The sequence below is a fragment of the Pantoea sp. SGAir0430 genome (assembly GCF_043549295.1).
Window position 1 is genome coordinate 883,499 of record NZ_CP039427.1, and the last position, 19,039, is coordinate 902,537.

At 55.5% G+C, this 19,039-nt stretch carries 20 protein-coding genes; 10 read left to right on the plus strand and 10 right to left on the minus strand.

The window, feature by feature from the left end:
- Window positions 1–16 precede the first annotated feature (16 nt).
- Window positions 17–2,695, minus strand: a complete 2,679-nt coding sequence (adhE, locus tag E7738_RS04300; RefSeq protein WP_394516132.1) for a bifunctional acetaldehyde-CoA/alcohol dehydrogenase — start codon at window positions 2,693–2,695, stop codon at window positions 17–19.
- A 444-nt stretch (window positions 2,696–3,139) separates the two neighbouring features.
- On the opposite strand from adhE, the gene E7738_RS04305 reads away from it, so the two are divergent.
- From E7738_RS04305 to oppF, 7 genes are all read left to right on the plus strand, one after another.
- A complete protein-coding gene (locus tag E7738_RS04305) occupies window positions 3,140–3,787 on the plus strand; it encodes a YchE family NAAT transporter (RefSeq protein WP_031280216.1) in 648 nt (215 codons plus the stop codon).
- A gap of 571 nt (window positions 3,788–4,358) precedes the next feature.
- Window positions 4,359–5,993, plus strand: a complete 1,635-nt coding sequence (locus E7738_RS04310; protein ID WP_394516133.1) for an ABC transporter substrate-binding protein — start codon at window positions 4,359–4,361, stop codon at window positions 5,991–5,993.
- Window positions 5,994–6,151: 158 nt separating this feature from the next.
- Complete coding sequence (oppA, locus tag E7738_RS04315; RefSeq protein ID WP_021510084.1) at window positions 6,152–7,792, plus strand: oligopeptide ABC transporter substrate-binding protein OppA; 1,641 nt, start codon at window positions 6,152–6,154, stop codon at window positions 7,790–7,792.
- 81 nt (window positions 7,793–7,873) lie between these two features.
- Window positions 7,874–8,794, plus strand: a complete 921-nt coding sequence (gene oppB / locus E7738_RS04320; RefSeq protein WP_021510085.1) for an oligopeptide ABC transporter permease OppB — start codon at window positions 7,874–7,876, stop codon at window positions 8,792–8,794.
- A gap of 15 nt (window positions 8,795–8,809) precedes the next feature.
- On the plus strand, window positions 8,810–9,718 hold the full coding sequence (gene oppC, locus E7738_RS04325; protein ID WP_021510086.1) for an oligopeptide ABC transporter permease OppC: 909 nt from the start codon (window positions 8,810–8,812) through the stop codon (window positions 9,716–9,718).
- A gap of 11 nt (window positions 9,719–9,729) precedes the next feature.
- The gene (locus E7738_RS04330; protein WP_021510087.1) at window positions 9,730–10,749 is read left to right on the plus strand and encodes an ABC transporter ATP-binding protein; all 1,020 of its coding nucleotides are present in this window, start codon (window positions 9,730–9,732) and stop codon (window positions 10,747–10,749) included.
- Window positions 10,746–11,750: a murein tripeptide/oligopeptide ABC transporter ATP binding protein OppF gene (oppF, locus tag E7738_RS04335; protein WP_058785617.1), complete on the plus strand. Its 1,005-nt coding sequence runs from the start codon at window positions 10,746–10,748 to the stop codon at window positions 11,748–11,750. The genes E7738_RS04330 and oppF overlap by 4 nt, the downstream gene beginning before the upstream one ends.
- Before the next feature lie 58 nt (window positions 11,751–11,808).
- Here the strand turns inward: oppF and E7738_RS04340 are convergent, their stop codons facing one another.
- Window positions 11,809–12,138 (minus strand): HI1450 family dsDNA-mimic protein, encoded by a 330-nt coding sequence (locus tag E7738_RS04340; protein WP_013509338.1) that lies wholly within the window; start codon window positions 12,136–12,138, stop codon window positions 11,809–11,811.
- Between the two features lie 37 nt (window positions 12,139–12,175).
- The gene (gene cls / locus E7738_RS04345; protein WP_021510090.1) at window positions 12,176–13,636 is read right to left on the minus strand and encodes a cardiolipin synthase; all 1,461 of its coding nucleotides are present in this window, start codon (window positions 13,634–13,636) and stop codon (window positions 12,176–12,178) included.
- 162 nt (window positions 13,637–13,798) lie between these two features.
- Here cls and E7738_RS04350 point away from each other — a divergent pair, with 162 nt between their 5' ends.
- The gene (locus tag E7738_RS04350) at window positions 13,799–13,972 is read left to right on the plus strand and encodes a YciY family protein (protein ID WP_088517180.1); all 174 of its coding nucleotides are present in this window, start codon (window positions 13,799–13,801) and stop codon (window positions 13,970–13,972) included.
- 16 nt (window positions 13,973–13,988) lie between these two features.
- On the opposite strand, the gene E7738_RS04355 is transcribed toward E7738_RS04350, so the two are convergent.
- Both E7738_RS04355 and E7738_RS04360 read right to left on the minus strand, forming a co-directional pair.
- Complete coding sequence (locus E7738_RS04355) at window positions 13,989–14,162, minus strand: hypothetical protein (protein WP_021510092.1); 174 nt, start codon at window positions 14,160–14,162, stop codon at window positions 13,989–13,991.
- Complete coding sequence (locus E7738_RS04360) at window positions 14,162–14,458, minus strand: YciI family protein (protein WP_010617723.1); 297 nt, start codon at window positions 14,456–14,458, stop codon at window positions 14,162–14,164. The genes E7738_RS04355 and E7738_RS04360 overlap by 1 nt, the downstream gene beginning before the upstream one ends.
- A 205-nt stretch (window positions 14,459–14,663) precedes the next feature.
- Here E7738_RS04360 and tonB point away from each other — a divergent pair, with 205 nt between their 5' ends.
- Window positions 14,664–15,395 (plus strand): TonB system transport protein TonB, encoded by a 732-nt coding sequence (gene tonB / locus E7738_RS04365; RefSeq protein ID WP_193750260.1) that lies wholly within the window; start codon window positions 14,664–14,666, stop codon window positions 15,393–15,395.
- Between the two features lie 52 nt (window positions 15,396–15,447).
- On the opposite strand, the gene yciA is transcribed toward tonB, so the two are convergent.
- The 4 genes from yciA to E7738_RS04385 are packed head-to-tail and all read right to left on the minus strand — an operon-like array spanning window position 15,448 to window position 17,697.
- Entirely contained in the window at window positions 15,448–15,864 is a 417-nt protein-coding gene (yciA, locus tag E7738_RS04370) for an acyl-CoA thioester hydrolase YciA (RefSeq protein WP_058758638.1), read from the minus strand.
- A 54-nt stretch (window positions 15,865–15,918) separates the two neighbouring features.
- On the minus strand, window positions 15,919–16,458 hold the full coding sequence (locus E7738_RS04375) for a septation protein A (RefSeq protein WP_058758637.1): 540 nt from the start codon (window positions 16,456–16,458) through the stop codon (window positions 15,919–15,921).
- Window positions 16,459–16,518: 60 nt separating this feature from the next.
- Window positions 16,519–17,253 carry a YciC family protein gene (locus E7738_RS04380; protein WP_262257920.1) on the minus strand — a complete coding sequence of 245 codons (735 nt, stop codon included), beginning with the start codon at window positions 17,251–17,253 and terminating at the stop codon, window positions 16,519–16,521.
- Window positions 17,254–17,280: 27 nt separating this feature from the next.
- Complete coding sequence (locus E7738_RS04385; protein WP_021510097.1) at window positions 17,281–17,697, minus strand: YkgJ family cysteine cluster protein; 417 nt, start codon at window positions 17,695–17,697, stop codon at window positions 17,281–17,283.
- 244 nt (window positions 17,698–17,941) lie between these two features.
- Here E7738_RS04385 and ompW point away from each other — a divergent pair, with 244 nt between their 5' ends.
- A complete protein-coding gene (ompW, locus tag E7738_RS04390; protein ID WP_058771265.1) occupies window positions 17,942–18,574 on the plus strand; it encodes an outer membrane protein OmpW in 633 nt (210 codons plus the stop codon).
- Window positions 18,575–18,621: 47 nt separating this feature from the next.
- Here the strand turns inward: ompW and E7738_RS04395 are convergent, their stop codons facing one another.
- Window positions 18,622–18,936 carry a BON domain-containing protein gene (locus E7738_RS04395; protein WP_021510099.1) on the minus strand — a complete coding sequence of 105 codons (315 nt, stop codon included), beginning with the start codon at window positions 18,934–18,936 and terminating at the stop codon, window positions 18,622–18,624.
- Window positions 18,937–19,039 lie beyond the last annotated feature (103 nt).

A 19,039-nucleotide genomic window follows, 5' to 3' on the forward strand; every position in this document is an offset into this window, starting at 1 on the left:
TTTTGTATCAGGCCAGTCAGGCCTTTTTGGTTTTCTTCTCACTCTTTACGGTTTTAGCTTCACCCTCAGCGGCAACACTGTTATCTGCTTCTGAGAACTCACGACCATAGAAGGTATCCAGCATGATTTGTTTCAGCTCGGCAATCAGCGGATAGCGTGGGTTAGCGCCGGTACACTGGTCATCGAACGCATCATCCGCCAGTTTGTCGACTTTCGCCAGGAAGTCAGCTTCCTGCACGCCCGCTTCGCGGATAGAAGTTGGGATGCCCAGCTGAGTTTTCATCTCTTCCAGCCATGCCAGCAGTTTTTCAATTTTCTGCGCGGTACGGTCACCGGCAGCGCTCAGACCGAGATGGTCAGCAATCTCCGCATAGCGGCGGCGTGCCTGCGGACGGTCGTACTGGCTGAAGGCAGTCTGCTTGGTTGGATTGTCATTCGCGTTGTAGCGAATCACGTTACAAATCAGCAGGGCGTTGGCCAGACCGTGTGGAATGTGGAACTCAGAGCCCAGTTTATGCGCCATGGAGTGACACACGCCGAGGAAGGCGTTGGCGAAAGCGATACCGGCAATGGTCGCCGCATTGTGAACGCGCTCACGCGCCACAGGATTTTTCGCGCCGTCGCGGTAGCTGGCAGGCAGATTCTCTTTCAGCAGCTTCAGTGCCTGCAGCGCCTGACCATCGGAGTATTCGTTAGCCAGTACCGATACGTAGGCTTCCAGCGCATGGGTGACGGCATCCAGACCACCAAAGGCGCACAGCGAACGCGGCATCTCCATCACCAGGTTGGCATCGACAATCGCCATATCCGGCGTCAGGGCATAGTCTGCCAGCGGATATTTCTGGCCGGTGGCATCGTCGGTGACTACCGCAAACGGGGTAACTTCTGAACCGGTACCGGAAGTGGTGGTGATGGCCACCATGCGCGCTTTGACACCCATTTTCGGGAACTTGTAGATACGTTTACGGATGTCCATAAAGCGCAGCGCCAGTTCTTCAAAGTGGGTTTCCGGATGCTCGTACATCACCCACATAATCTTGGCCGCATCCATCGGTGAACCGCCGCCCAGTGCGATGATCACGTCAGGTTTGAAGCTGTTCATCTGCTCGGCACCTTTACGTACGATGCTCAGCGTTGGGTCTGCTTCTACTTCAAAGAACACTTCGGTCTCAATACCGTGTGATTTCAGCACGCGGGTGACCTGGTCAGCATAACCGTTGTTGAACAGGAAGCGGTCGGTGACGATAAAGGCGCGTTTTGCACCGTCAGTCGCCACTTCTTCCAGCGCAATTGGCAGAGAACCGCGGCGGAAGTAGATAGACTTCGGAAGTTTATGCCACAACATATTTTCAGCTCGCTTGGCCACGGTTTTCTTGTTGATCAGGTGTTTTGGACCCACGTTTTCAGAGATAGAGTTACCACCCCATGAACCGCAGCCCAGCGTGAGTGATGGGGCCAGCTTGAAGTTATACAGGTCACCGATCCCGCCCTGAGAAGCCGGGGTGTTGATCAGGATGCGCGCGGTTTTCATTTTGTCGCCGAAGAAGTTTACGCGCTCGCGCTGATTGTCCTGGTCGGTATAAAGACAGGAGGTGTGGCCGATACCGCCCATTGCCACCAGTTTTTCTGCTTTATCCACCGCATCGTAATAGTCTTTCGCGCGGTACATGGCCAGCGTAGGCGAGAGCTTCTCATGGGCGAATGGCTCAGACTCATCCACCAGTTTCACTTCACCAATCAGAATCTTGGTGCTCACCGGCACGCTAATCCCTGCCAGTTCAGCAATTTTGTAAGCCGGCTGACCGACAATCGCCGCATTCAGCGCGCCATTTTTCAGGATGATATCCTGCACCGCTTTCAGCTCTTTGCCCTGCAGCAGGTAGCCACCGTGGCTGGCGAAGCGCTCGCGCACGGAATCATAGACAGAATCCACCACAATCACTGACTGTTCAGACGCACAAATCACGCCGTTGTCGAAGGTTTTTGACATCAGGATCGAGGCAACCGCGCGTTTGATATCGGCCGTTTCGTCAATCACCACCGGGGTGTTACCCGCACCCACACCAATCGCTGGTTTGCCAGAGCTGTAAGCCGCTTTCACCATGCCCGGACCACCGGTGGCGAGAATCAGGTTGATATCCGGGTGATGCATCAGCTGGTTAGAGAGCTCAACCGATGGCGCATCAATCCAGCCAATAATGTCTTTTGGCGCGCCGGCCGCGATAGCAGCCTGCAGTACGATATCTGCCGCTTTGTTGGTGGCATCTTTGGCACGTGGATGAGGAGAGAAAATGATACCGTTACGGGTTTTCAGGCTAATCAGGGCCTTGAAGATGGCGGTAGAGGTCGGGTTGGTGGTGGGCACGATGCCACAAATCAGGCCAATCGGCTCAGCGATGGTGATGGTGCCAAAGGTGTCATCGGTATCCAGCACGCCACAGGTTTTTTCGTCTTTGTAAGCGTTATAGATATATTCGGAAGCGAAGTGGTTTTTGATGACTTTATCTTCAACGATACCCATGCCGGATTCGGCAACGGCCATTTTGGCGAGAGGGATACGGGCATCGGCAGCGGCGAGGGCGGCTGCACGGAAAATGGTATCAACTTGTTCCTGACTAAAATTGGCGTATTCGCGCTGTGCCTTTTTAACACGTTCTACCAGTGCGTTAAGCTCGGCAACATTAGTAACGGCCATAATACTCTCCTAAGGAAGTTAAACTTTTTTAGTAAACAAGCCTGAATCCAGAAGTATAGTCTCGTTACGCTTATGGATAGCTAAGGATGGCGATGCCCGTGCCGTTGCTTACTAAAAAGGTTTTTCCGCCAGGATGACCTGTGTCACAGGGTTGAGTTCCGATGGGCTAAGATTACCCCTGATGGGGTAGGCAATTTATGATGCAGATCAATTTAACTATCAGCTGACACCTTTCAGCGCTCACTTTTGCAAGTAAAGTTAGCGTCGACGGCTACAGAAGCCGATCTGACCGGCTGCAGGCCTATAACATCGTGATAACAGTAGCGGAATAAACTGGGATAGTGCTTTAAGTGCAGCATTTATTTCTGCGTTAGCCTCTGGTGTTTCGCCAGGCTTTTGCACTACATTAAGCGCGATTTTTTTCGCCATCACCTGGAGCCCACCGTGACCCCTGCGCTACTCGATCTTTCTGGCTACATTAAATTTTTTGTGGGTTTGTTCGCGCTGGTTAACCCGGTCGGCATTATTCCGGTATTTATCAGCATGACCAGCTACCAGGCGGTGGCGGAGCGCAATAAAACTAACCTGACCGCGAACCTGGCGGTGGCGATTATCCTCTGGACCTCGCTATTCCTTGGCGACGGTATCCTGCATCTGTTTGGTATCTCGATTGACTCTTTCCGCATCGCCGGTGGCATTCTGGTGGTCACCATCGCCATGTCGATGATCAGCGGCAAGCTGGGTGAAGACAAACAGAACAAGCAGGAGAAGTCAGAAACGGCGATTCGCGAAAGCATCGGCGTGGTGCCGCTGGCGCTGCCGCTGATGGCAGGGCCGGGCGCGATCAGCTCGACTATTGTCTGGAGCTCGCGTTATCACAGCTGGCCAAATCTGCTGGGCTTTACCCTGGCGATTGCAATATTTGCCTTCTGCTGCTGGTTATTGTTCCGGGCCGCACCGCTGATGGTGCGCGTATTGGGACAAACCGGTATCAACGTCATTACGCGTATCATGGGTCTGCTGCTCATGGCGCTGGGCATTGAATTTGTCGTGACCGGAATGAAAGCCCTGTTTCCAGGATTACTGAATTAACGGCGGTTATTTTTTATCGCTAAGCGCTTTGTGAACCAGAATGGTGCAAATAAATGAAATATTGCACCAATATAGTGATTTTATTTGTCGCGCTTAATATCGGCCCGACCGCATCAGTTTTACTACTGGTGTTATCCCGCACACAGCCTGAGCCTCAAAATACTGTGATAATCGTCACAGTATATCCCGCTACTCTGTAAATCATCCGCAGTATCATTCTATAGCTTGCACTGTAAATCCGAATAAATATCCGGGCTTCAGCATTAAAAGCAGCAATATTCGTAAATATTATAAAGTTAGTTGATTAACGAATAATTAACGTGCAAATCAGGCTGAAATTCATTGTTTATCAGTGGATTAATCGATAATTCTGCTCAAGAATTAACACTTTTCCTGTGCGCGGCAACGTGATAAAAGAGAATCAGCTAACATTTTTGTGGTTTAGCTTTGGCGTGCGGGCAACGCTTCTGATAATTTTCGGCTCACCGCAAAATTTTTTATCTGCTAGCAACAAATGTGTACGCTTCTTGCTTGCTGCTATCAGGTTTATGTTGAAGGTTGATATTGGTTGATGAAAAGCATGGTAGCGAAAACGGCAGCGCGCACGTTTCTGGCGCTTTGCCTCTCCAGTGCGCTGGCGCAAAGTCAGGCCGCTGAGATCCCAGCCGGGACGTCATTAGCGGATACGCAACGCATCGTTATTAACAATGGCAGCGAAGTGTCCTCGCTTGATCCACAAAAAGTCGAGGGCGTGCCGGAATCCAATGTGATTCGCAATCTGCTGGAAGGACTGGTTGAGACCGACAACAACGGTCAACTGGTGCCCGGCGTGGCGCAGCAGTGGCAAAATCAGCAGGGCCGCATCTGGACGTTCACGCTGCGTAAAGACGCCCGCTGGAGCAATGGTGAGCCGGTCACCGCGCAGGATTTTGTCTACAGCTGGCAGCGTCTGGCCGATCCGCGCACCGCCTCGCCGTACGCCAGCTATTTGCAGGCTGCGCACATCAGCAACATTGATGCCATCCTCGCCGGTAAAGCGGCGCCTTCCCAGCTGGGCGTGAAAGCGCTGGACGACCATCATTTGCAGGTTACGCTCTCTGAACCGGTCCCGTATTTTGTTGATATGCTGGCTCATACTTCGATGAAACCGGTGTATCGTCCGGCGGTAGAGCAGTGGGGCGATGCCTGGACACAGCCGCAGCACTACGTGGGTAATGGTGCTTACACGCTGGCAGATTGGGTGGTGAACGAGCAGATCGTGGTGAAGCGTAATCCGCACTACTGGGACAATGCCCATACCACGCTGGACGAAGGCGTGTTTCTGGCGCTCACCTCTGAGAATAGCGATATAAACCGCTATCGCAGTGGCGGCACCGACATGACCAACAGCGTGGTGCCGCCCGATATGTTCAAAAAACTGCAGCAGGCGCTGGGAGATGAAGTAAAAGTCAGCCCGCTACTGTGCACCTTCTATTACGAAATCAATAACAAGAAAGCGCCGTTTGACGACGTCCGCGTACGCAGCGCGCTGAAGTTAACGCTCGACCGCGACATCATCGCGCAGAAAATTATGGGGCAGGGACAGATCCCGGCCTTCGGCCTGACGCCGCCCTTTATTCACGGTATTTCCCTCAATACGTCAGCGTGGGCGCAGCAGACGCAGGCGCAACGTAACGCGGCAGCGAAGCAGCTGCTGGCGGAAGCTGGCTTCAATGCCCGGCATCCGCTGCGTTTTACTCTGCTGTATAACACCTCAGAACAGAACAAGCGTCAGGCGATTGCGGCTGCCTCAATGTGGCAAAAGAATCTCGGTGCGCAGGTGACGCTGCAAAATCAGGAGTGGAAAACGCTACTGGAGACCCGTCATCAGGCACAGTTTGACGTGGTGCGCGCCACCTGGTGTGCGGATTACAACGAGCCATCCAGCTTCCTCAATCTGCTGCTGAGTGGCTCCTCCATCAACACCGCGTTTTATCACAGCGCCGCATTTGATGCGCTGATGGCGCAAACGCTCAACACCGCGGATGACGCGCAGCGCGCGCAGCTCTATCAGCAGGCGGAACAACAGCTGGATCAGGATTCACCGATCATCCCGGTTTACTACCGCGTTAGCGTGCGGCTGGTGAAGCCGTGGGTGGGCGGTTTCAGCGGTAAAGATCCGCAGGATATGCTGGCGCTGAAATACTATTACATAAAGAAACATTGAGTAATGTGACGATCCGGCGCTACAGTCGGGCGTCACGTTGCCGTGGTAACCCTGCAGGGTGGTAGTGATCTTCGCGCAGACAGGCGGAGATCTCCCGGAAACGGGGTACGCCGGGCGGTCAGCCGACCCGGTGACGATAATAAAACTGGAGCGTAATAATGAACAACATCACGAAAAAAAGCCTGATCGCCGCAGGCGTACTGGCGGCCATCGGCGCGCTGGCAGGGAATGCTGCACTGGCGGCCAACGTACCGGCGGGTACCGAATTGGCAGCGAAACAGGAACTGGTGCGCGGTAATGGCGATGAAGTGCAGTCGCTGGATCCGCACAAAATCGAAGGCGTGCCGGAAGATAATATCGCCCGTGACCTGTATGAAGGTCTGATCGTGAGCGACAGCAACGGCAAGCCGGTTCCGGGCGTCGCGGAAAGCTGGGAAAACAAAGACTACAAAGTCTGGACCTTCCATCTGCGTAAAAATGCCAAATGGTCAAACGGCGAGCCGGTCACCGCGCAGGACTTCGTCTACAGCTGGCAGCGTCTGGTCGATCCGAAAACTGCATCGCCGTATGCCAGCTACCCGCAGTATGGCCACATCCTCAACGTGGATGACATCATCGCCGGCAAAAAACCGACCTCCGATCTTGGCGTGAAAGCACTGGATGACCACACGCTGGAAGTGACGCTGAGCGAGCCGGTACCGTACTTCGATAAGCTGCTGATCAACGCGGTGATGTCACCGGTGTATAAGCCAGCCATTGAGAAGTTTGGCGACCAGTGGACGCAGCCGCAGAACTGGGTCGGCAACGGTGCCTTTAAACTGGAATCTCACGTGATCAACGAACGCGTGACGCTGGTGCGTAACCCGGAATACTGGGACAACGAACATACCGTACTGAATAAAGTCACCTTCCTGCCAATCAATTCCGAAGTCAGCGATGTGAACCGTTATTTCTCTGAGAACGGCAGCGACATCACTTACAACAACATGCCGATCGAGCTGTTTAAAAAACTGCAGCGTGATAACGGTAAAGAGCTGATGGTGAAACCGTATCTGTGCACCTACTACTATGAAATCAACAACCAGAAAGCACCGTTTACCGATGTCCGCGTGCGTACCGCGCTGAAGCTGGGTCTGGATCGCGACATTATGGTGAACAAAGTGCTGGCGCAGGGTCAACAGCCGGCCTACAGCTTCACACCGCCAGCCACTGACGGCATGGAACTGCTGCCGCCGGACTGGTACAAGTGGGATCAGAACAAGCGTAATGAAGAAGCGAAGAAACTGCTGGCCGAAGCCGGTTATACCGCTGACAAACCGCTGACCTTCAACCTGCTGTACAACACCTCCGATCTGCACAAAAAACTGGCGATTGCCGCCTCGTCTATCTGGAAAAAGAACATCGGCGTCAACATCAAGCTGGAAAACCAGGAGTGGAAAACCTTCCTGGATACCCGTCATCAGGGCAATTTCGATGTCTCCCGCGCGGCATGGTGTGCCGACTATAACGAACCGACCTCCTTCCTGAACATCATGCTGTCGGACAGCAGCAGTAACACCTCGCACTATAAGAGCGCGGACTTCGACAAAGTGATTCACGATGCGGTGAAAGCGGCGGATGACAAAGCGCGCGTGGCCGATTATCAGAAAGCAGAGCAGATCCTGGATAAGGACAGCACCATCGTGCCGGTTTACTACTATGTGAACGCGCGTCTGGTGAAACCGTACGTTGGCGGCTACACCGGCAACGATCCGCTGGATAAAACCCTGGATAAGAACCTGTACATCATTAAGCATTAATAGCACTCAGGCTATCGACAGTGGCGGTGCTGCGGCGCCGCCTTTTTGACTTTGTGAAGCAACAGCCTGGTAGGTACGGCAATGTTAAAATTCATCCTGCGTCGGCTCCTTGAAGCCATCCCGACGCTATTCATTCTGATCACCATCTCCTTCTTTATGATGCGACTGGCACCCGGCAGTCCGTTCACCGGCGAGCGTGCGCTGGCGCCGGAAGTCATGGCCAACATTGAGGCCAAATATCACCTCAACGACCCGATCGGCAAACAGTATCTCAGCTACCTGGTGCAGCTGGCACACGGTGATTTCGGGCCGTCGTTTAAATATAAAGACTACTCGGTTAACTACCTGGTCGGTCATGCGTTTCCGGTATCGGCCAAACTGGGGCTGGCAGCCTTCTTCCTTGCGGTGGTGCTGGGCGTCACGGCGGGGGTTATCGCCGCGCTGAAGCAAAACAGTTTGTGGGATTACGCGGTCATGGGGGTGGCGATGACCGGGGTGGTCATTCCCAGCTTCGTGGTGGCACCGCTGCTGGTACTGATCTTTGCCATCACTCTGCGCTGGCTGCCGGGCGGCGGCTGGAATGGCGGGCAGTGGAACTACATGCTGCTGCCAATGGTGGCGCTGTCACTGGCTTACATCGCCAGTATCGCCCGTATCACCCGCGGCTCGATGATTGAAGTGATGCACTCCAACTTCATCCGCACCGCGCGTGCGAAAGGGCTGCCGTTGCGCCGTATCGTGCTGCGCCACGCGCTGAAGCCGGCGCTGCTGCCGGTGCTCTCCTATATGGGGCCGGCGTTTGTTGGCATCATCACCGGTTCGATGGTAATCGAATCAATTTACGGTCTGCCTGGCATCGGTCAGCTATTCGTCAACGGCGCACTGAACCGTGACTACTCGCTGGTGATGAGCCTGACCATTCTGGTCGGCGTGCTGACCATCCTGTTCAACGCGATCGTTGACGTGCTGTACGCCGTTATCGATCCGAAAATTCGTTACTGATGGTGGAGCTCGCTCATGATGTTAAGTAAGAAAAATAGCGAAGCTCTGGACGCGTTCAGCGAAAAGCTGGAAGTGGAAGGGCGCAGCCTGTGGCAGGACGCACGTCGCCGCTTTATTCATAACCGTGCGGCCCTTATCAGCCTGCTGGTACTGCTGGTGATTGCGCTGTTCGTGGTGTTCGCCCCGATGCTGGCGCAGTTCAAATATGATGATACCGACTGGGCGATGATGTCTGCACCGCCGGACACCACCTCAGGCCACTGGTTTGGCACCGACTCCTCCGGACGTGACCTGCTGGTGCGCGTGGCGATTGGCGGCCGTATCTCGCTGATGGTCGGCATCGCTTCAGCACTGATCGCGGTGCTGGTGGGCACGCTGTACGGTTCGCTGGCCGGCTACCTCGGCGGCAAGATTGACTCGGTGATGATGCGTATCCTGGAAATCCTCAACTCGTTTCCGTTTATGTTCTTCGTCATCCTGCTGGTGACCTTCTTTGGCCGCAATATCCTGCTAATCTTCGTTGCCATTGGCATGGTGTCATGGCTGGATATGGCGCGTATCGTGCGCGGCCAGACGCTGGGACTGAAGCGCAAAGAGTTCATCGAAGCGGCGCAGGTCGGCGGCGTTTCTACCGGCAATATCGTGCTGCGCCACATCGTGCCGAACGTGCTGGGTGTGGTGGTGGTGTATGCCTCGCTGCTGGTGCCAAGCATGATCCTGTTTGAATCCTTCCTGAGTTTCCTCGGCCTCGGCACTCAGGAGCCACTGAGCAGCTGGGGCGCGCTGTTGAGCGACGGCGCCAACTCGATGGAAGTATCACCGTGGCTGCTGATGTTCCCGGCGGGATTCCTGGTGGTGACGTTGTTCTGTTTCAACTTTATCGGCGATGGCCTGCGTGACGCCCTCGACCCGAAAGATCGTTAAGGAGTTTCCCGATGACCCATCATGATACTCAGCAGCCGCTGGCGGCTGCACCTGCGGGAAACGCTAACCTGCTGCTGGACGTTAAAGATCTGCGCGTCACCTTCAGTACCCACGACGGCGACGTGACCGCTGTGAACGACCTCAACTTTTCCCTGCGCGCCGGTGAAACGCTGGGCATTGTTGGTGAATCCGGCTCCGGAAAATCGCAAACCGCGTTTGCGCTGATGGGACTGCTGGCGAAAAATGGTCGCATTGGTGGCTCGGCGCAGTTTAACGGCAGCGAAATCCTCAATCTGCCGGAAAGCAAGCTGAACAAGCTGCGCGCGGAGCAGATTGCGATGATTTTCCAGGACCCGATGACATCGCTCAATCCGTACATGCGCGTCGGCGAACAGCTGATGGAGGTGCTGAAACTGCACAAAGGCATGAGCAGCGCCCAGGCGTTTGAAGAGTCGGTGCGCATGCTGGATGCGGTGAAAATGCCGGAAGCGCGCAAGCGCATGAAGATGTTCCCGCACGAGTTTTCCGGTGGCATGCGTCAGCGCGTAATGATCGCCATGGCGCTGCTGTGCCGACCAAAGCTGCTGATCGCCGACGAGCCAACCACCGCGCTGGATGTCACCGTGCAGGCGCAAATCATGACGCTGCTGAATGAGCTGAAGCGTGAATTTAACACCGCCATCATCATGATCACTCACGATCTCGGCGTTGTTGCCGGGATCTGTGACAAGGTACTGGTGATGTATGCCGGGCGCACCATGGAATATGGCCGTGCGCGCGATGTGTTCTACCAGCCGGCGCATCCGTACTCGATCGGTTTGCTGAGCGCGGTGCCGCGTCTTGACGCGGAGGGTGAGTCGCTGACCACCATTCCCGGCAACCCGCCCAACCTGTTGCGTCTGCCGCAGGGCTGTCCGTTCCAGCCGCGCTGCGCATATGCCATGGATATCTGTGCCAAATCACCGCCGCTTGAACCGTTTGCCGAAGGGCGCCTGCGCGCCTGCTTCAAACCGGTGGAGGAGTTAGTATGAGCACCGTAACTGAAGAGAAAAAAGTGTTGCTGGAAATCGCCGATCTCAAGGTGCATTTCGATATCAAAGACGGCAAGCAGTGGTTCTGGCAGCCGCCGAAAACCCTGAAAGCGGTGGATGGTGTCAGTCTGCGTCTGTATGAAGGCGAAACCCTCGGCGTGGTCGGTGAATCCGGCTGCGGCAAATCCACGCTGGCGCGCGCCATTATCGGCCTGGTGAAAGCTACCGACGGACGCGTGGCGTGGCTGGGGCGCGATCTGCTGGGCCAGAGCCAGGAAGAGTGGCGTCAGGCGCGCAGTGACATTCAGATGATCTTCCAGGACCCGCTGGCCTCGCTCAACCCGCGTATGACCATTGGTGACATCATCGCCGAACCGCTGCGCACCTACTATCCAAAGATGCCGCGTCAGGAAGTGAAGGATAAGGTTAAAACCATGATGATGAAGGTCGGTCTGCTGCCGAACCTCATCAACCGCTATCCGCACGAGTTCTCCGGTGGCCAGTGCCAGCGTATCGGTATCGCCCGTGCGCTGATTCTTGAGCCGAAGCTGATTATCTGTGATGAGCCGGTGTCGGCGCTCGACGTGTCGATTCAGGCGCAGGTGGTCAACCTGCTGCAGAAACTGCAGCGTGAAATGGGCCTGTCGCTGATCTTCATCGCGCATGACCTGGCGGTGGTGAAGCACATCTCTGATCGCGTACTGGTGATGTATCTCGGCCACGCGGTTGAGCTGGGGACCTATGATGCGGTATATAACGATCCGCAGCATCCGTACACCAAAGCGCTGATGTCGGCGGTGCCGATTCCTGATCCGGACCTGGAGAAAAATAAGCAGATTCAGCTGCTGGAAGGGGAACTGCCGTCGCCAATCAATCCGCCATCAGGCTGCGTATTCCGCACCCGCTGCCCGATTGCCGGCCCGGAGTGCGCCAAAACCCGACCGCTACTCGAAGGCAGTTTCCGCCATGCGGTGTCCTGTCTGAAGGTTGATCCGCTTTAATAGCGGTGCCATAAACAACAACGCCGGGCAGTGCCCGGCGTTTTTTATGCGCTGCGGCTTATTCACGCCACAGAATATGACACAGCTTATGGTCTTTCTCGCGGCACAGCAGGATGCGCGCGAACACATCGGTAATCGGTTCGCCGTCCGCTTCACCGAGGCCGATCACCACTTCTGAGAAGAAGTCAGGGTTGAGATCGAAATCCACATGTTCCTGCCAGTCTTCGGATGGATCAAACAGCTCGGCACCGCCGCGCTCTTCAAATTGCAGATTGAACAGAATGATGTCTGCCGGATCGAGGTTATCGCCTGCCAGCTCAAGAAAAATATCGTAAGCCTGTTCCAGCGTTTCATCTTCAGTAAGGCGATTATTTAAATCCATGGTCATTCCTGCTTGCCCTGAGGCGGTAATATTTTCGCTCGTTTTACAGTAAAGGGCTAAAGAAGTAAAACAGTCGTTCGACGATGCGCTGCCACCAGGCACGTTTTGCCCAGCGCGCGCCGTCCAGCAGACGCGAACGGGCGATATAATCATCCTGGACGGTGGCGAGATCGCTACCAAAGCCGTCATCATCCACCACCAGCGTGATCTCGAAGTTGAGCCACAGGCTGCGCATATCCAGGTTCACCGTGCCCACCAGGCTGAGCTGACCGTCCACCAGCACGCTCTTGGTGTGCAACAGGCCATCTTCAAACTGATAGATTTTCACCCCGGCTTCCAGCAGTTCAGTGAAGAAGGCGCGGCTGGCCCAGCCGACCAGCAGCGAGTCATTGTGGCGCGGTACAACAATGCTCACCTCAACGCCACGCAGCGCGGCGGTACAGATGGCGTGCAGTAAGTCGTCGCTCGGCACGAAGTAGGGCGTGGTCATGATCAGCTGCTCGCGCGCCGAATACACCGCCGTCAGCAGCGCCTGATGAATCATGTCCTCCGGGAAGCCCGGACCTGAGGCGATCACCTGAATGGTGTGACCGCTCTCCTGCTCAAACGGCATCACATTGCCGTCCGGCGCTGGCGGCAGAATGCGTTTGCCGGTTTCGATTTCCCAGTCGCAGGCGTAGACGATGCCCATGGTGGTGGCCACCGGGCCCTCCATGCGCGCCATCAGATCAATCCATTGACCCACGCCAGCATCCTGTTTAAAGAAGCGCGGATCCACCAGGTTCATGCTGCCGGTATAGGCAATATAGTTATCGATCAGTACCACTTTGCGATGCTGACGCAAATCCATGCGGCGCAGGAATACACGCCACAGGCTGACCTGCAATGCCTCGACTACATCAATACCGGCGTTGCGCATCATGCCCACCCACGGACTGCGGAAGAACGCCACGCTGCCGGCGGAGTCCAGCATCAGGCGGCAGTGCACGCCGCGCCGTGAGGCAGCCATCAGCGATTCCGCTACATCATCAGCCAGACCACCCGGCTGCCAGATGTAAAACACCATCTCAATATTATGGCGCGCCAGCTGAATATCGCGGATCAGCGCCTGCATCACGTCATCGGCGCTGGTTAGCAGCTGCAGCTGATTGCCTTTAACGCCGGCAATACCCTGACGATGACGGCACAGCTCGAACAGGGAACGCGCCACGTCGCTGTGTTCAGTCGCGAAAATGTGACGACACTGTTTCAGGTCGTTGAGCCATTTGGCGGTCGAGGGCCACATGGTGCGGGCGCGTTCTGCGCGACGTTTACCTAAATGCAGTTCGCCAAACGACAGATAGGCGATAATACCCACCAGCGGCAGAATGTAGATGATCAGCAGCCAGGCCATCGCCGAGGTCACCGCACGCCGCTTCATCAGGATGCGCAGCGTAACCCCGGCAATCAGCAGCCAGTAGCCAAACAGCAGCAACCAGCTGATAAGGGTATAAAATGTGGTCATAAAGTGGACGTCCCGTTCGCGCTTTGATGGGCAAAGTTTACGTGTTGATCTGCGCCAGCGAAACCTTTAATCGTTGATGACGTTTCGATGAAGGTTTCGATTTGGCATTTTTAGCCAGATCACTATAATGCGTCGCGGGTTTAGCCAGTCAGAGAGGATGTGATGAGACGCAGCAGAAATGAAGTGGCCCGCTGGAGAATGTTACGCCAGGCGCATCGCCGTCGTGCCCGCTGGCTGGAAGGGCAGTCACGTCGTTATAAGCGCATCCATGCGATTCGTCATCAGGTAGCGCAGCAGCAGCGCCGCTCCATCCTGTTTATCACGCAGAATACCTGAGCAATGAACGCGGTCGTCAGTGGCCGCGTAATACCAGTGAAACATTCACTATCTGCAGGGCCGCCGCCAGTACCACCAGCATGACGATGTGCTGGCGCGCCTGACGCCAGCCCTGACGGCGCCACAGCCACAGCGCACGACCAATCAGCAGCAGCACCAGCACTAACAACAGAAGGGGCTGCCACTGCATCAGAACACCCGTTTAAACGGTTTAACCGTGACTTTGTCGTACACACCAGCGGCGATATACGGATCGTCATTGGCCCACGACTGGGCCGTTTCCAGCGATGAGAACTCGGCAACAATCACAGAACCGGTGAAACCAGCCGGGCCCGGCTCATTACTGTCGACGGCAGGCAGAGGACCGGCGACAATCAGACGCCCCTCATCCTGCAGCAGCTGCAGACGCGCCAGGTGTGCCGGGCGCACAGAGTTACGTTTTTCCAGTGAATCTGCGGTATCTTCCGCATAAATGACGTAAAGCACGATGGGATACTCCCGTTAGACTTGCCGAATTTGCGAGACACGTTAAGTGATCGCTAAACAGAGTGCAAACGAAAGATAATGGGCGCGCGCTGCAACGCAGGCAGGGTTAAAAAGCGCCTTTCTTTTAGCCTTCAGTAGCGTGCTTATTGAAACTGATTGCTATTTGCATTTAAAATCAGCGCTTCACTCAATGAACATGACTGATATGACGACGTTGACTACGCCTTTTCCAACCCGAACGCCTGTGTCCGTGATTTTATCCGTGCTCCTTCACGGTTCGGTAATCGCCGGCATTCTTTATGCTTCATTTCATCAGACCATTGAGGTTCCTAAAGCGTCTCAGCCTATCAGCATTAGCATGGTGGCCCCCGAAGTGCAGCCTGAACCGGCACCGGCAGCTGTAACCCCGCCGCCGCCGCCCGAGCCGGAACCCGAGCCGGAAGTCGCGCCAGAGCCACCAAAAGCCGAGCCGGTGCCGATCCCTAAGCCGGAACCTAAACCGAAGCCAAAACCGAAACCGAAGCCAAAGGTGGAGAAGAAGGCAGAGCCGAAACCGCGTCAGCAGGTGAAGCCGCAGGAGAATCCGTTTAAACAGGACGCGCCAGCCGCGCAAACTCGCCCCTCGACGGCACCGAAGAATAACCCGGCCCCGACGCAGACGGTGTCGGATGGACCGAAAGCGATGAGCGTCAGCAAGCCGGCGTATCCGGCGCGTGCGTTCGCGCTGCGCGTTGAAGGGCGGGTGCGGGTGAAGTTTGACGTGGACAGCGATGGGCGCGTCGATAACGTCGAGATTTTGTCCGCCGAGCCGCGCAACATGTTTGAGCGCGAAGTGAAGCAGGCGATGAAGAAGTGGCGCTATCAGCCAGGGCGGCCGGGCAAGGGGCTGACGATGAACATCGTGTTCCGCATTAACGGCGGCGCGAACATCGAGTAAAGCCAGACAGGCAAAGAAAAAGCGGCCATTCCGGGCCGCTTTTTTTATACGCTTAATTGCTCAGATTGGCCTGGCCTTCCGGCAGCGGACGGGATTTCCCGCTGTTATCGACCGCTACGTAAACAAACACCGCTTCGGTGGCGCAGTAAGTCTGGCCGATCGGTTCGGACGACACTTTTTTAATCCACACTTCCACGTTAATGGTCATCGAGCTATTGCCGGTGCGGATGCAGCGCGCGTAGCAGCTCACCACATCCCCGACGGCGACGGGCTTGAGGAAGGTCATACCATCCACGCGCACCGTTACCACGCGGCCTTTGGCAATCTCTTTAGCCAGTATCGCGCCGCCCATATCCATCTGCGACATCAGCCAGCCGCCGAAGATATCACCGTTGGCATTGGTATCTGCCGGCATCGCCAGGGTACGCGAGACCATCTCGCCTTGCGGCAACTTATGTTTTTCGTCCATTGCTCAGTTCTTCTGCAGGTGAAGACAAGCCCGGCGGAGACCGGGCTGCATCGATTATTTTTGTTCTTGTTGCGGCATCTGTCGCCAGATGTACAGGCCGCTTAACAGCGTAAACAGCAGGGTCAGGCCGGTAAGACCGAACACCTTAAAGTTAACCCAAAACGCCTGGGATAACCAAAACGCGACATAAATATTCGCCAGGCCGCAGGCCAGGAAGAACAGGGCCCAGGCGATATTCAGCCGACGCCATACCGCACCCGGCAGCTGCAGCTCTTTGCCAAGCATGGTCTGGATCAGTGGTTGCTGCATAAACCACTGGCTGTACAGCAGTGCCAGCGCGAACAGCGAGTAGATCACCGTGACTTTCCACTTGATGAACTCATCGTTGTGGAACACATAGGTCAGGGTGCCGAACACCGCAACCAGCACAAAGGTGAAAATGGTCATCTTTTCCAGCTTGCGGTACAGCACCCAGCTGACCACCAGCGCGATACCGGTCGCTACCACCAGCGCGCCGGAGGCGACGAAAATGTCGTACAGCTTGTAGAAAATAAAGAAAACTACCAGGGGAAGAAAATCGAGTAACTGCTTCATAGCGTTTCCAGTCAGGGGCAGGAGCGTTGAGTTACGGCGCCGCAGCGGGCGCCGTAACGCTTAACGTAACAGCATATACAGCCGGTACAAATAGATAATCAGAATGGCTGATACCAGGTTGCCCAGCGCGTTGAGCACCACCGAAGCGATATTGGCAGGCAGCACGGTCAGCGAGGAGAAGAAGAACATCAGCGCAATTTTCGCCAGCAGCCACAAAATAATCGCCGGGGCGATCACCTTAATGTTCTTCCAGGCCAGACGCATACTGGCGCGCATCGCACTGAAAATGCCCATTTTTTCACTTGCCAGCATCACCGGCGCCAGCGACAGCAGAATCGCCAGAATCACACCCGGCACCATCAGTACCATAAAGCCCAGCTGAACCAGCAGGGTGATCAGGAAGGTCTGCACCAGCAGTTTCGGCAGCAGCGGCGCAGAGGCGCCAATCGCGCGCAGCGCGCTGACGCGCTGTCCACTGGATACCATCGGCAGCAGGCACAGCATGCCGCCCAGCAGCAGCGTGTTGCCAATCAGGGCAGCGAAAGTGCCGGCGGCAGAGGCGCGCAGCAGAATGCGTTGCTGATCCGGTGACATGTTCTGGACGATTTCAAACAGCGAAGAGGCGCTGCTGTCGGTCTGGCTGAGCAGGGATAACTGATCCTCGCCCGGCGTCAGGGCGTGGCCAACAATCACGGTAATAAACGAGGCCAGCAACGCCATCAGCACGATGGTGACCAGCTGATGGCGCAGAAAATTTCCTGTGTCACGGTATAACGAGCTTGCCGTGATAGACATGTACACTCCTTGAAGGAACCGGGTTAATTAACCCGGCGATTGTACATGTTCTGCAGGCAGGCTGGCACCCGGAATCCCATAACTTTCTGTCATCTCAGGTAAAGAAGGGTGAAAAAGCGCGGGTAAACCATAGCGCGCCCGCGCGCGATCGCAGGCGTCATTCGGCACGCCATTTTCGCCGGACATGGCAAACTCCCGGCACGGTGACGGCCGCTGCGCATAAATACCACAGGATACACAGCCGCCAATTTCGCCCTGCAGCGCCACGCAGCGCGGGGCACGATCGTTGGTGCCGCGCATGTTGCGCATCATCAGGCTCAGGGGTTCCGTCAGTTCAACCGGCACCGCGCCACCGCCGTCATCGGCTTCGGCCCAGTAAAAAGAAACGCGAAAATGGGCGCAGCAGGCGCCACAGGTCATACAGGGGTTAAGTAAATCGCTCATCTGATCGCCCGCCACTCCTGAGGCTTCGAACCAAAATCACAAAAGGGAATAGCAACATAATCACGCCGTGTCATGGCGGCAACAGGATTTTTATGTCCGCTTGTAAAGGCAAAATTGATCTGAATCAATTCATTGTTTTATAAGTGATTAATTTGAATTGATGCTGATGATCTTTTCGCAAAAAAGGGGTAAATCTTGTGCCGCGATTAACCTCAATACCCTGTTTTCCGGCAAAGGAGTGATTATGAAACTGGCTAAATGCGCGCTGCTGCTGGCGCTGGCGATCCCGCAACTGGCACTGGCTCACCAGGCCGGTGATTTTTTTGTGCGCGCCGGTAGCGCGACCGTTCGTCCGACCGAAGGCTCTGATAATGTGCTGGGTATGGGCGGCTTCAGCGTCAGTAATGATACCCAGCTGGGTCTGACGTTTACCTGGATGGCGACCGACAATATCGGCGTTGAGCTGCTGGCGGCCACGCCGTTTCGCCACAAAGTGGGACTTGGCCCGACCGGCAACCTCGCTACCGTGCGTCAGCTGCCGCCCACCCTGATGGCGCAGTACTACTTTTTCGACAGCCAAAGCGCGCTGCGCCCTTACGTTGGCGTCGGGATCAACTACACCACCTTCTACGATGCGAAGTTCAACCAGACCGGGCAGGATGCGCAGCTGAGCGATTTAAGCGTGAAAGACTCCTGGGGCGTAGCGGGTCAGGTCGGGCTGGATTATCAGATCAACCGCGACTGGATGCTCAACGCGTCATTGTGGTACATGGACATCGATACCGAAGTGAAATTCAAAGCGGCGGGCGAACAGCAGAATATCAATACCCGCATCGATCCGTGGGTGTTCTTCTTTGGCGCGGGCTACCGTTTCTGATTTTTACACCAGAAAGAAAAAGGGCGACCCGCAGGTCGCCCGTTTAGTTACTTAATCTGCATATTGTTGACGACGGATTTTACCCCCGCCACGTTACGCGTTACCGCAACCGCACGGTTGGCCATCTGCGGCGAGCTGACAAAGCCGCTCAGCTGTACTTTCCCTTTGAAGGTCTCAACGTTAATTTCTGTCGATTTCAGCGCCTCGTCATTCAGCAGCTGAGCCTTCACTTTGGTGGTAATGACCGTGTCATCAATGTAACCGCCGGTCCCTTCCTTTGTTGCTGTTGGTGCACAGGCACTTAAGGTGAGCGCCATCACTGCAGCCACTAAAAAACCCGCAACGACTTTGAACAATTTCATTGGTTATCTCCCTGTCATAGATGGTGGTGCACCGTAACGTGACGGCACGCTTAAGTGTGGGCCGTGCCTCGCATTTCGGCAACTCAGGCGCGATGAAAAAGTT

Coding starts and splice junctions, on each gene's coding strand:
- oppC (WP_021510086.1), top strand. CDS start 8,810: ATGATGTTAAGTAAGAAAAATAGCGAAGCTCTGGACGCGTTCAGCGAA.
- E7738_RS04395 (WP_021510099.1), bottom strand. CDS start 18,936: ATGAAATTGTTCAAAGTCGTTGCGGGTTTTTTAGTGGCTGCAGTGATG.
- E7738_RS04310 (WP_394516133.1), top strand. CDS start 4,359: ATGAAAAGCATGGTAGCGAAAACGGCAGCGCGCACGTTTCTGGCGCTT.
- oppA (WP_021510084.1), top strand. CDS start 6,152: ATGAACAACATCACGAAAAAAAGCCTGATCGCCGCAGGCGTACTGGCG.
- tonB (WP_193750260.1), top strand. CDS start 14,664: ATGACGACGTTGACTACGCCTTTTCCAACCCGAACGCCTGTGTCCGTG.
- adhE (WP_394516132.1), bottom strand. CDS start 2,695: ATGGCCGTTACTAATGTTGCCGAGCTTAACGCACTGGTAGAACGTGTT.
- E7738_RS04350 (WP_088517180.1), top strand. CDS start 13,799: ATGAGACGCAGCAGAAATGAAGTGGCCCGCTGGAGAATGTTACGCCAG.
- yciA (WP_058758638.1), bottom strand. CDS start 15,864: ATGGACGAAAAACATAAGTTGCCGCAAGGCGAGATGGTCTCGCGTACC.
- E7738_RS04330 (WP_021510087.1), top strand. CDS start 9,730: ATGACCCATCATGATACTCAGCAGCCGCTGGCGGCTGCACCTGCGGGA.
- cls (WP_021510090.1), bottom strand. CDS start 13,636: ATGACCACATTTTATACCCTTATCAGCTGGTTGCTGCTGTTTGGCTAC.
- E7738_RS04355 (WP_021510092.1), bottom strand. CDS start 14,162: ATGCAGTGGCAGCCCCTTCTGTTGTTAGTGCTGGTGCTGCTGCTGATT.
- E7738_RS04380 (WP_262257920.1), bottom strand. CDS start 17,253: ATGTCTATCACGGCAAGCTCGTTATACCGTGACACAGGAAATTTTCTG.
- ompW (WP_058771265.1), top strand. CDS start 17,942: ATGAAACTGGCTAAATGCGCGCTGCTGCTGGCGCTGGCGATCCCGCAA.
- E7738_RS04375 (WP_058758637.1), bottom strand. CDS start 16,458: ATGAAGCAGTTACTCGATTTTCTTCCCCTGGTAGTTTTCTTTATTTTC.
- E7738_RS04385 (WP_021510097.1), bottom strand. CDS start 17,697: ATGAGCGATTTACTTAACCCCTGTATGACCTGTGGCGCCTGCTGCGCC.
- E7738_RS04340 (WP_013509338.1), bottom strand. CDS start 12,138: ATGACCATGGATTTAAATAATCGCCTTACTGAAGATGAAACGCTGGAA.
- oppF (WP_058785617.1), top strand. CDS start 10,746: ATGAGCACCGTAACTGAAGAGAAAAAAGTGTTGCTGGAAATCGCCGAT.
- oppB (WP_021510085.1), top strand. CDS start 7,874: ATGTTAAAATTCATCCTGCGTCGGCTCCTTGAAGCCATCCCGACGCTA.